This window comes from Methylobacterium sp. BE186 (genome assembly GCF_031457035.1).
GTDB lineage: Bacteria > Pseudomonadota > Alphaproteobacteria > Rhizobiales > Beijerinckiaceae > Methylobacterium > Methylobacterium segetis.
This window is the reverse complement of record NZ_JAVDVV010000031.1, coordinates 1-12,001: the sequence shown is the minus strand read 5'-3', so window position 1 is coordinate 12,001 and position 12,001 is coordinate 1. Positions and strand designations below refer to the sequence as shown.

Genomic DNA, 12,001 nt, shown 5'->3' with positions numbered 1-12,001 from the left:
CTACTCGTCCTCGCCGAACCTGTCGGCGAGCAGCGCCTCGATCGCGTCGAGGCACGCCTCGGCGTCGATGCCGACCGCGGTGACGGCGATGGAGGTGCCCTGGGCCGCGCCCAGCGTCAGCAGACCCATGATCGAGCGCCCGCCCACGGTCTCGCCCGAGCGCGTGACCGTCACGGTCGAATCGAAGCGCTCGACCATCTGGACGAACTTCGCGGAGGCGCGGGCGTGCAGACCGCGCCGGTTGATGATCGGCAGGATACGAAGGAATCCGCCATCCGGAACCGGTGGCTGTTCTTCGTCGTCGGCGGCGAAGGTCTCGCTCATCGGCTCGGTGCGCTTCCTCTCGGGTCGACTTGGTCACCGGCCGACGCCGGCCCAATGGGCTTCAGCGCGACCGACGGATTCGTTGAACCCGTGCCTAATCAATCGAAAGGGCGAGTGGAAGGCTACTTTCCGGCCAAAACGCGGGAGGCCACGTTGATGTACTTGCGACCCGCCTCCTGCGCGTGAAGGACCGCGTCGCCGAGCGATTCCTCGTCCCGTACGCTCGCGAGCTTGATCAGCATGGGCAGGTTGATGCCGGCCACGACCTCGACGGCGCCGCCGTTCATGCAGGACAGGGCGAGGTTCGACGGTGTGCCGCCGAACATGTCGGTGAGAACCACGACCCCGTTTCCCGAGTTGACCCGACCGACGGCCGACATGATATCCCGCCGACGCAACTCCATATCGTCCTCGGGTCCGATCGTGATTGTCTCGATCTGCTTCTGCGGGCCGACCACGTGCTCCAGCGCGGCCTTGAACTCGGTCGCCAGCAACCCGTGGGTGACGAGCACCATTCCAATCATCGACGCGTTTTCCGACGCCTAGCCAGCGAAGCCGCCATTTTGTGCACCGCACGACGATGCGCAAGGCGGTCGCGACGTTTTGCTCGAAACGACATCACGATCATGCCACGGCGGAGACGAGGGCGCTACGGGGCCTCGGCAGGACCCGGCCCGAGAGCGCCGCACTGCGACCGCGAAGCCACGGCCAGCGCGCTCATCACGTGAGCCGGTGCCTGTCCGGTTTCCCGCACGGCGCGGTCGAGGACCAGGCGCGGCAGTGCGATGCCGAGAACGACTGCGGCTTCGGCCGGTTCCGGCAGCCGTTCCGCCCGTTCTACGCAATCAACCACGAGGCGGAGGATGGCAGCATCGAGCGCCGGAACGGTACGCAGCCCCAGGCCGCGGACCTCGATGAGGCCGACGATCGCCGGGTGCGGCCGCGCGACCAGCCGGCCGTGATGCCGCTCGATGCGGATGCGGTCGTCTCCGACGAGCTGAGCGTGAAGCCCTTCGCGCTCGGCACGATCGAGGAGGCCCAGCGCGAGGGACGACTTGCCGGCACCGGCCGCTCCGCGAATCAGAATGCCGCCCTCGCCGACGACCACGCAGGTCGCGTGAACGGTCGTCGCATCCGGCCCCTCGGCGGGGTCGGTCCGACTCAAGCCGCAGCCGCCTGCCGCGGCGCCAAGGGAAGGCGCACGATAAACCGAGCACCGCGCACGGTGGGCTGCCCCTCCTCGTCCGCCGGTCCGGGCCTGTTCTCGGCGCGGATCGTACCGCGATGCGCCTGCACGATCTGACGTGAGATCGAGAGTCCGAGACCCGAATTCTGCCCGAAGCCCTGTTCCGGACGATCGGTATAGAAGCGCTCGAAAATCCGCTCGATCGCGTGCTCGGGAATGCCGGGCCCCTCGTCCTCGCAGATCATCTCGACCTCGTTGCGTACGCGGCGCAAGGCGACACGCACCTTCGCCTCGGACGGCGAGAAGGAGCGGGCATTGTCGAGCAGGTTGTTCACCACCTGGCCGAGGCGGCTGTCGTGGCCGATGATCGTGAAGGTGTTCTCCTGGTCGGATGCCGCATCGACGTCGAGCTGGATGAGGGCATCCTTCGGGCGGCGACGCTCGTTCGCGACCGAGACGACGGTGTTGAGGAGCTTGCGCAGATCGACCCGCTTCGCCTCGGCCCTGGCGAGTTCCGCGTCGAGGCGGGAGGCATCGGCGATGTCGCTGATCAGGCGGTCGAGGCGCTTCACGTCGTGCTGGATGATCTCCATCAGGCGCCCGCGGGACTCGTCGCTCTTGGCGAGCGGCAGCGTCTCGACGGCACTCCGAAGGGAGGTCAGCGGGTTCTTCAACTCGTGGCTGACGTCGGCCGCGAAGCTCTCGATCGCGTCGATGCGCCGGTAGAGCGCCTGGGTCATGTCGCGCAGGGCGCCGGAGAGATGGCCGATCTCGTCGGTGCGGTAGGTGAAGTCCGGGATCTCCTGTCGGGACTTGATCCCCATCCGCACCTTCTCGGCGGCGTCGGCGAGGCGGCGCACCGGCCCGGCGATGGCGCCCGCGAGCAGGATCGACAGCACCACCATCACCAGGGCCGCCACGAGAAACACCTGCAGGAGGCCGAACCGCTCGGATGCGATCACGCGGTCGATCGCGTCTCCCTGTGTCGAGAGCATCAGAGCGCCCCGGACCGCGCCGCCCCGCTGGATCGGAACGGCGACCGACACGATGGTCTCGCCGAGTTCGTTGCGGCGGACGATGTTTCCCCGCCCCCCGCCGAGCGCCGCCTGGACCTCGCGCAGGGAGCGGCCGTTCTGAGGGCCGACCTCCTCCTGCACTTTGGAACGGTCTCCGACGAGGCCGAAGATCGTGCCCTGGACGTAGTCGAAGACCTGCTCGACGAGGCTGCGCTTGTGCGGGCGGATCGGCGCGGGCTCCGGACGATTGATATCGCCGCGGGCGTAGAGGGAGCGGGTGTCGAAGAGCAACCCGCCCTCCTCGTCGTAGACCCGGGCGCGATTGCCGGTGGGCGTCACGAGGCGGCGGAGCAGGGGCGCGACGCGCTCCGGATTCAGCGAGAAGGCGAGGGGAGAGGGACGGTCGTCGGACGCCCCGCTCTCGCCGGCCTGCTGCTGAAGCAGCTTGTCCGGATCGATCCGGATCGTGTCCGTGTCGACCGAGGCCGAGGCGGCGATGGCCCCCGCGATGATCTCGCTCTGGATCAGCAGGCTCTGGACGCGCGCCTGAATCAGGCCCTGCCGGAACTGGTTGAGGTAGAGGAAGCCGAGCAGGAGGACGATGAGCCCAACGAGGTTGAGCACCACGATGCGCCGCGTCAGGCTCGACGAGGCGCGCTGGCCGACGGCGTGCCACAAGGCGCTCGGCCACGTCAGGGGGCCGCGGCGACCGCCTTCATCATCCTGGCCTGGCACGGATTTCCCGAAAAGGGGTGAGAGCATCGCGAGCGGGGGAGCGGAGACTGCGAAACAGGCGATCTCAGCCTTCCTTGAAGCGATAGCCGACGCCGTACAAGGTCTCGATCATATCGAAGTTGGTATCGACGACCTTGAACTTCTTGCGCAACCGCTTGATGTGGCTGTCGATCGTGCGGTCGTCCACGTAGACCTGATCATCGTAGGCCGCATCCATCAGGGCGTTGCGGCTCTTCACGACGCCCGGCCGCTGCGCGAGCGCCTGCAGAATCAGGAACTCGGTCACGGTCAGCGTCACCGGCTCGCCCTTCCAGGTGCAGGTGTGGCGCTCCGGATCCATCATGAGGAGGCCCCGCTCCAGGGAGCGGGCGGCGGCATCCGCCTCGCGGGCGGGGGCGCCAGGGCCGTCCTTGGGCGCGAATCGCCGAAGCACCGCCTTCACCCGCTCGACCAGCAGACGCTGGGAGAACGGTTTGTGGATGAAATCGTCGGCACCCATCTTCAGGCCGAACAACTCGTCGATCTCCTCGTCCTTCGAGGTGAGAAAGATCACGGGAAGGTCGGATTTCTGCCGCAGGCGTCGGAGAAGCTCCATCCCGTCCATGCGCGGCATCTTGATGTCGAAGATCGCGAGGTCGGGCGGGGAGTGGCGCAGACCGTCGAGCGCAGAAGCGCCGTCGGTATAGGTCTGGATGCGATACCCTTCGGTCTCCAGAGCGATCGACACGGAGGTCAGGATGTTTCGGTCGTCGTCGACGAGGGCGATGGTCGGCATGCGCGTTCCCTACTGATCGGAGGCGGCGCGGGATTGTGCCCACCCGCTTGCCGGCTCCGGCCCCCGACGGGGCAGGCAAAGACACGAACGCAACCACGCGCAGGGCGCGGGGTCCGTTTCGCGCGGAAAGGATGGAGCTTTAACGGCATCGCTGGAAAAAAGCGAGCGTCGTGCGTAGCTTGGCCGTATCCGGTTAACAGGTCGCGGGGTCCGGGGGCTCGTGCCCGTCGCGTCGCGCGCTATGATCCGGGTGGTTGATGCGCGGGGCGGAGTCGGGTCCGATGAGTGAGGAAAGCGGCGCGGGACGATCGGAGCGGCGCGGGCCGGCGCAACCGCTTCCGGCTGCGGAGGCGCCCTTCGACGCGATCGGCCTGGCCCGTACTCTCCTGCGCAGTGTCCGTTCAGGAGCGCTCGCCACGATCGACGCCGTCGACGGCACGCCCTTCGCCTCCCTCGTGACCATCGCGACCGACGTCGACGGCACGCCGCTGATGCTGCTGTCGCGGCTCTCCGCGCATACCCGCAACCTGATCGCCGATTCCCGTTGCTCGCTCCTCTTCTCCCAGGGAGGAAAGGGCGATCCGCTCGCCCACCCACGCCTCACCGTGACGGGCCGCGCCGCGCAGACGGGAGAGAGCCGCGCGCGCGAGCGCTTCCTCGCCCGCCACCCGAAGGCCAAGCTCTACGCCGACTTCCCCGATTTCGGCTTCTTCGCCCTGGCGCCCCAGGCCGGGCACCTCAACGGAGGCTTCGCCAAGGCGGCGACCCTCACCACCGCCGAACTTCTCCTCGACCTGTCCGGCGCCGAAACGGTGGCCGCGGGCGAGCGCGGCGCGGTGGACCATATGAATGCGGACCACGCCGATGCCCTGGCACTCTACGCCGCCGCGGTCGGCGAGGGCGAGGGAACCTGGCGGCTGAGCGGCCTCGACCCGGAGGGGATGGACCTGATGGCGGGGGAGCGCACCGCGCGGATCACCTATCCGGAGCCGGTGCGCGACATGGCGAGCCTTCGCAAATCCCTCGTCGCGATGGCCGCCGCGGCGCGCGAGAAGGCCGGCTGAGCCACCTGTGGAGCGGAATCGCAGCCCGTCCCCGCGCTTGGCGCGCCGGGGCCGCACTGCTATCTGCGGCTCACACGTGCTTCCGAACATGAGACGGCGCCCCGTCGGTCTCCCGACCGCGGGGGTGCCGCAGATGGTTTCTTGATGACCGCGTCCCCGATAGCCAACATCCGCAACTTCTCGATCGTGGCGCATATCGACCACGGCAAGTCGACGCTCGCCGACCGCCTCATCGAGACGACGGGCACCGTGAGTCAGCGCGAGATGGGCGAGCAGATGCTCGACTCGATGGACATCGAGCGCGAGCGCGGCATCACCATCAAGGCGCAGACCGTGCGGCTCGAGTACCGCGCCCAGGACGGGAAGGACTACGTCCTCAACCTGATGGACACGCCCGGCCACGTCGACTTCGCCTACGAGGTCTCTCGCTCTCTCGCGGCCTGCGAGGGCTCGCTCCTCGTGGTCGATGCCTCGCAGGGTGTCGAGGCTCAAACCCTCGCCAACGTCTACCAGGCGCTCGATGCCAACCACGAGATCGTCCCGGTCCTCAACAAGATCGACCTGCCGGCGGCCGAGCCGGACCGCGTGAAGCAGCAGATCGAGGAGGTGATCGGCCTCGATGCGTCCGACGCGGTGCCGATCTCGGCCAAGACCGGCATCAACATCGAGGCGGTTCTCGAGGCGATCGTCACCCGCCTGCCGCCGCCGAAGGGCGACCGGGGCGCGCCGCTCAAGGCGCTCCTCGTCGATTCCTGGTACGACGTCTATCTCGGCGTGGTGGTGCTGGTGCGCATCGTCGACGGCGTGCTCAAGAAGGGCATGACGATCCGCATGATGGGCGCCGATGCCGTGTACGGCGTGGATCGCATCGGCGTGTTCCGGCCCAAGATGGCCGATATCGGCGAGCTCGGCCCCGGCGAAGTCGGCTTCCTCACGGCCTCGATCAAGGAGGTGGCGGACACTCGGGTCGGCGACACCATCACGGAGGACAAGCGTCAGACGACCGAGATGCTGGCCGGCTTCAAGGAAGTGCAGGCGGTCGTCTTCTGCGGCCTCTTCCCGGTGGATGCCGCCGAGTTCGAGAACCTGCGCTCGGCGATGGGTAAACTCCGGCTCAATGACGCGAGCTTCTCCTACGAGATGGAGACGAGCGCGGCCCTCGGCTTCGGCTTCCGCTGCGGCTTCCTGGGTCTCCTGCATCTCGAGATCATCCAGGAGCGGTTGGAGCGAGAATTCAACCTCGACCTGATCTCGACGGCGCCGAGCGTGGTCTACCACCTGCACATGAGCGACGGCACGCTGAAGGAGCTGCACAACCCGGCCGACATGCCCGACATCATGAAGATCGAGTCGATCGAGGAGCCCTGGATCCGCGCAACGATCCTCACGCCCGATGAATATCTCGGCGGCGTCCTTAAGCTCTGCCAGGACCGGCGCGGCATCCAGGTCGACCTCAATTACGTCGGTAAGCGAGCGATGGTCGTCTACGACCTGCCGCTGAACGAGGTGGTCTTCGACTTTTACGACCGGCTGAAATCGATCTCGAAGGGCTACGCCTCCTTCGACTACCACGTCTCGGATTACCGGGAGGGCGACCTCGTGAAGATGTCGATCCTCGTCAACGCCGAGCCCGTGGACGCGCTCTCGATGCTGGTCCACCGCGCCCGTGCCGAGTCCCGGGGACGTGCCATGTGCGAGAAGCTGAAGGATCTGATCCCACGGCATCTCTTCCAGATCCCGGTCCAGGCGGCGATCGGCGGCAAGATCATCGCCCGCGAGACGATCCGGGCTCTCTCGAAGGACGTGACGGCCAAGTGCTACGGCGGCGACATCTCCCGTAAGCGCAAGCTCCTCGACAAGCAGAAGGAGGGCAAGAAGCGCATGCGCCAGTTCGGCCGCGTGGAGATCCCGCAGGAAGCCTTCATCGCCGCCCTGAAGATGGACACGTGAGGGCCGAGGGTAAGGCCTCGCGGAGCCTGTGGCATCGACGGCACAGGAGCCACGCTTCTCACACCGAATGGTTGCGCTCCTTCGAGCGGCTCCAACCCTGCCGGGTTGCCGCGGCGGAGTCCGAATGGCTAAGCTCACCCTCCAGGTGAGCCGGCGGTTCCGTGCCCCTGCAGCACAGAGGGGTAGCTCGTGACTCCACGCTCTCTCGTTGCCTGCACCGCATTCCTGTTGATCGCGACCGGCGCTTCGGCGCAGGGAACGCAGGATCAGCAATCGGCCTGTACGCCGGACGTCCTGCGTCTGTGCAGCGCCTACATTCCCGATGCGGGCCGCATCACCGCCTGCCTGCGCAGCCAGCCGCAGAAGCTCAACACGGCATGCCGGGCCGCCGTGGCCGGCACCCGCAGCACGCGCGACCGCAGCTGAACGGAGCGGATTGCCCGGCCAGTCGGCGGCGGCTCCCGAGAGGGGAGCGACGGCGACGAGGCTAGCCGTAGGTGGCGGGAAGCGTACGGTCGACCTATTCCCGCCACGCGATCATTCGGAATGGCCTGCAAAGGCCAGGATTCGGTCCTGCATCTGGTCGGATCGGAGCAGGTCGGCGCGCATGCGCGCGTGCAGGCTCTCGGTTCGTCCCTGTGCACGGCGCAACAGGAAGGCGCCGAGCCTCTCGGCGCAGCGTGCGCCCGCGAGCGCCGTCGCGATGGCCAGGATGCTGCGGACGAGCCCGCGGGATAGCGTGGCCCCGTCGAGGAGCGGGTCATCGAGAGAGAGGATCGCCTGGAAGCAGCCCGGCTCGCCCTGGCGTCCGCTGCGTCCGGCGAGTTGATCGTCGATGCGGCGGGCATCCTGCCGTTCGACCATGATCACGTGCAGGCCGCCGGCCTCGGCAACCCCGGGCCCGAGCTTGATGTCGGTCCCACGCCCGGCCATGTTCGTCGCGACCGTGATGCGGCCGGGCTGGCCGGCTTCAGAGATGATGTCGGCCTCCGTCCCGTCCTGGGCGGCGCTCAGCACCGTGTGCGGCAGTCCCGCCGCCGTCAGATGCGCACTGGCCTTGGCCGACGCCGCTACGGAACGGGTGCCGACGAGGACGGGGCAGCCGAGGGCGTGGAGCTCCGCGATCCGTGCCGTCACCTGCCGCCATTGGATCGCCGCCTCCGGCAGCACGGCGTCCGGCAGATGCCGCCGCTGTACCGGCCGATGCGTCGGAATGCGGGCGACGGGCAGGCGATAGACGGTCCAGAACTCGGACACCACGCCCGTCGTGGTGCCGGTCATACCCGAGAGCCTCCGGTAGCGCCGGAAGAAGCGCTGGTAGGTCATGCGCGCGATCGTGGTACGCCCCTGCGAGAGGTCGCAGCCCTCCTTGTGCTCGATCATCTGGTGAAGACCGTCGCTCCAAGACCGGTCCGGCATCACGCGGCCTGTATTGGCGTCGACGATGACGACCTTGCCGTCGCGCAGGATGTAATGCTCGTCGCGCAGGAACAGGTGATGCGCCGAGAGCGCCTGCCTGACCAGTTCCTCGCGGGTCACGCGGCCGCGCCAGGCCGCGCCGTCCCTGGCGACGAGTTCGGCGACCCGCTCGCGCCCCGTGTCAGTCAGGATGACGCGGCGCTCACTCTGGTCGATGAGATAATCCCGCGGGCTCGCGAGCAGGGACGCGACGGCCATCGCGCGGGACAGGATTTCCGGACCGAACTGCGTACCCGCCTGCGCCGAGATGATCAGGGGCGTGCGCGCCTCGTCGATCAGCACGCTGTCGGCCTCGTCGACGATGGCGAAGTGGAGGCCGCGCAACCGCAATTTCCCGAGCCGCGCGCCCGGTGCGTGCAGGCTCTCGAGCTTCATCCGCACCTCGCTGGCGCGCTGCCCGAGCGCGATGCGATCCCTCAGGTAATCGAAGGCGAGGTCCTTGTTGGTGCAGTAGGTGATGTCGCAGGCATAGGCCGCGGCGCGCTCGGGCAGTTCCTGTTTCTCCTTCACGATTCCGACGCTGAGGCCGAGGGATGCGTAGAGCGGGCGCATCAGCTCGGCGTCGCGTTCGGCGAGGTAATCGTTGACGGTGACGACGTGGACGGGAAGTCCTGCCAGCGCCGCGGCGCCAGCGGCCAGGGTCGCCGTCAGCGTCTTGCCTTCGCCGGTGGCCATCTGGGCGATCCGACCGTCGAGGAGCGCGGCCGCTCCCATCATCTGCACGCCGTAATGGCGCTGGCCGCTGACCCGGCCCGACATCTCCCGGATCAGCGCGAAGGCCCGGGCGATGTCGCCATCGCGAAAGCGCTCGCGGCCCCGCAGGCGCCCGGCGACGGCGCGGATCTCGGCATCCAGCGCCTCGCGTGGGAGTGCGGCAACGGCCTCGGCCTGCGCCAGTGCATCCCGCGCGATGCGCGCGTAGCGCCGGGTGGCGAGCCCCGAGAATCGGGCCCGCAGCAGGCCGACGACCCGTGCCGCGGCCTGATCCAGGGCGCTCGCCTTCGGGTTCACCCGCTCGGCATAGGCTCGTGCACTCGGGAGGCGCATCGGAGGCTGCTGAGGGAGGGGGAGTGCGTCAGACACGGAACTGGCTCAGGAAGACCTGCCGCAAGCCGCGCAACAAGCGCCACGCGATGGCCTCTCGGCCGTGGTCGAATCGGACGTAGACGCGCTCGCCGAGGACGTCGAGCGGGAGACCTCCGGCGAGCTGCACGTCGAAGATGAAGATGCTCTGGAGCGCCACCGGCTTCTGCGGGTTGCTCGCATCCACGGCGATCGTGCCGCCGCCCTGGGTCGTGAGTGCGAGGCTCGGGATGTCCTGCTGGGCTGCGGGCACCTCGCGGGCGATGGCGCCTCGGCGCACGGTCTCTGGGGCCTCCGCGAGGCGCGCCGCCACCGCGCGCGTGCGGCTGCGGATCAGGTCGACATCGGCCTGCGGCACCACCACCCGCACCACGGGATCGTCGGCGGCGAGCACGTAGCCGATGCGCTCCCCCCGGCGCAGATACCGGCCCGGCAGGTCGGTCGATCCAGGCACGATCAGGCGGCCGGAATGCTCGGCACGCACCGTGAGGTCGGCGCGCCGCTCGCGGAAGACGCGCAGGCTCTCCTGCGTGCTCGCGATCTGCTCTTGGAGGATCTGGGCTTGCACGCGGTCGCCGAGGCGGGCGGCGTCGTAGCGCAGGCGCAATTCCGAGAGTTGCGCCTCCAGGACGGCAACGCGGCTGTCGAGGCTCGGATCGTCCAACGTCGCTACCGCCGCGCCGGCCTCCGCCTCCTGGCCGGGCGTTACGAGGAGCTCGGTCAGGATCCCATCGGTCCGGGCGCGCAATTGTGTGTCGTCCGGTGCCCACACCACCCCCTGCGCCATGGTCGCGTAGGGGAGGGGCACCACGAAAAAGGCAGCGAGCATCGCAAGACAGGCGCCGCCCGTCACGAGGATCGCCCGCCGTCGCCGCCCGTTCAGTTTGGGATCGGCGAAGATGAACTTCAGGCCCTTCACGGCCGGCCCGACGACGATGCCGGTCACCGCCAGGATCGCGAGGAGGACACCGAAGATGAAGTACTGCGTCGCGACGAAGGTCGCGATCGCGAGCGAGACGGTGGTGCGGTAGAGGAAGGCCGCGACCGCGTAGAAGACCATCCAGGACCGCTCGCCCCGGGCCGTGACCGGGCTCTCGGTGCCCTCGATCTTCAGGACGTAGCGCTCGATCAGGTAGAAGACGTAGCGGTTCGCGCGGGAGCCGAGATTCGGGATCTCAAGCAGATCCGCGAGAATGTAGTAGCCGTCGAAGCGCAGCAGCGGGTTGCCGTTGAAGACGAGGGTCGAGACGCTGCCGATCACCATCACGTTGAAGGCCGCGGCGCGCACGAGGCCGGGCTCCGCAAGCGTCCAGACGATGGCGGCGACCGCTGCCAGGAACAGCTCCACGAAGATCCCGGCCGAGGCCACCATCATCCGCTGCCACTTGCTGGCGAAGGCGGCCGAGGACGAGGCATCGACATAGGGGGCCGGGATCAGCACGAGGAGCATGATGCCGACCTCGTGCACCTCCCCGCCCCAGGCCTTGGCCGCGCAGGCATGCCCCGCCTCGTGCAGGGCCTTGATGACGGGATAGAGGCACATCATCAGCGCGACGTTCTGCGCCGAGAGCATCTGGTTGGCCACGTCGCCCGTCAGCTCGTTCCAGTTCAGGGCCGCGAGGACCGCGCCGCTGATCAGCACCGCGAGCCAGAATCCGAAACCCCAGGCGGTGAAGAAGGGGCGGTAGAGGGGGCCGAGGCGGTCGAGCGCGGCGTCGGGATCGAACAGGGGGAAGCGGAGCGCGAGCGGATTGCGCACCCGCGCGATCAGGGTGCGCCGAGCGGTCGATTCCGAGCGCTCGGCGAGTTCCGCGAGATCGGGCGGCAGATCACCCTGAAGGAGGTCCGAGCCGTGCAGCTGCGAGATCAGCCGGATCACGTCGTCCTGGGTCGGCGGATCCTCCTCGTTGCGCCTGGCAACCAGTTCCCAGATCTCCTGCAGGGAACGCCGGCCGTCCATCATGCAGACGATCAAGTTCGCCACCGCCGAGAGGCGGTGGAAACGCCCCGTCTGGTGGTCCTGCAGGATATACCAGACCTCGCCGCGGAAGCGCTGACGATGGATCTCGGCATGGCGGCGCAGCCGCGGCTTCAATCCCGCGACCCGGTACCAGGAGTGGCTGAAGAGGGACTGGGCCATCGTTTTGGTTCAGGGGATCCAGTGCCAGAGGGTGAGGCGGGCCCAGTCGACGAGGGGGCGGGCCCAGATCCAGACCAGCAGGCGCCGCTCCACATCGACCTTGGCAATCCCCTCCATGCCCGGCCGCAGCCGCGTCGAGCCTTGCGTGATCCGGCCCTCCACCCGGAACAGGTTGCGCCCGTTGCGCGCCTCCGCCACCGGCGTGATCGTCTGCACCGTCAGCGCCTGCGGCTCCTCCGGCAGCGAGGA

Annotated in this window: 10 protein-coding genes and 1 pseudogene; 3 read left to right on the top strand and 8 right to left on the bottom strand. The window is 68.3% G+C overall.

What is annotated here, in order from left to right; translation table 11 throughout:
- The 5 genes from J2X36_RS23025 to J2X36_RS23005 all read right to left on the bottom strand — a co-directional run bounded on the left by J2X36_RS23025 (position 1) and on the right by J2X36_RS23005 (position 4,036).
- Positions 1-324: an HPr family phosphocarrier protein gene (locus J2X36_RS23025; RefSeq protein WP_132251009.1), complete on the bottom strand. Its 324-nt coding sequence runs from the start codon at positions 322-324 to the stop codon at positions 1-3.
- 122 nt (positions 325-446) lie between these two features.
- On the bottom strand, positions 447-848 hold the full coding sequence (locus J2X36_RS23020; protein ID WP_109887322.1) for a PTS sugar transporter subunit IIA: 402 nt from the start codon (positions 846-848) through the stop codon (positions 447-449).
- A 125-nt stretch (positions 849-973) separates the two neighbouring features.
- Positions 974-1,489, bottom strand: coding sequence for an HPr kinase/phosphatase C-terminal domain-containing protein (locus tag J2X36_RS23015; protein WP_310354168.1), 516 nt, complete (start codon positions 1,487-1,489; stop codon positions 974-976).
- The gene (locus J2X36_RS23010) at positions 1,486-3,288 is read right to left on the bottom strand and encodes a stimulus-sensing domain-containing protein (RefSeq protein WP_132251005.1); all 1,803 of its coding nucleotides are present in this window, start codon (positions 3,286-3,288) and stop codon (positions 1,486-1,488) included. Before J2X36_RS23010 ends, J2X36_RS23015 begins: the two co-directional genes overlap by 4 nt.
- A gap of 37 nt (positions 3,289-3,325) precedes the next feature.
- Positions 3,326-4,036, bottom strand: coding sequence for a response regulator transcription factor (locus J2X36_RS23005; protein WP_310354167.1), 711 nt, complete (start codon positions 4,034-4,036; stop codon positions 3,326-3,328).
- 281 nt (positions 4,037-4,317) lie between these two features.
- On the opposite strand from J2X36_RS23005, the gene J2X36_RS23000 reads away from it, so the two are divergent.
- From J2X36_RS23000 to J2X36_RS22990, 3 genes are all read left to right on the top strand, one after another.
- Entirely contained in the window at positions 4,318-5,100 is a 783-nt protein-coding gene (locus J2X36_RS23000) for a DUF2470 domain-containing protein (RefSeq protein WP_310354165.1), read from the top strand.
- A gap of 144 nt (positions 5,101-5,244) precedes the next feature.
- Entirely contained in the window at positions 5,245-7,050 is a 1,806-nt protein-coding gene (gene lepA, locus J2X36_RS22995) for a translation elongation factor 4 (protein ID WP_310354163.1), read from the top strand.
- 228 nt (positions 7,051-7,278) lie between these two features.
- A complete protein-coding gene (locus J2X36_RS22990; RefSeq protein WP_310354162.1) occupies positions 7,279-7,476 on the top strand; it encodes a hypothetical protein in 198 nt (65 codons plus the stop codon).
- A gap of 111 nt (positions 7,477-7,587) precedes the next feature.
- Here J2X36_RS22990 and J2X36_RS22985 read toward each other — a convergent pair whose 3' ends face one another.
- From J2X36_RS22985 to J2X36_RS22975, 3 genes and pseudogenes are all read right to left on the bottom strand, one after another.
- Complete coding sequence (locus J2X36_RS22985) at positions 7,588-9,576, bottom strand: preprotein translocase subunit SecA (protein ID WP_310354161.1); 1,989 nt, start codon at positions 9,574-9,576, stop codon at positions 7,588-7,590.
- Between the two features lie 28 nt (positions 9,577-9,604).
- Complete coding sequence (locus J2X36_RS22980; RefSeq protein ID WP_310354160.1) at positions 9,605-11,752, bottom strand: PqqD family peptide modification chaperone; 2,148 nt, start codon at positions 11,750-11,752, stop codon at positions 9,605-9,607.
- A gap of 9 nt (positions 11,753-11,761) precedes the next feature.
- Positions 11,762-12,001 (bottom strand): annotated as a pseudogene (locus J2X36_RS22975) (diguanylate phosphodiesterase); the annotation flags it as partial.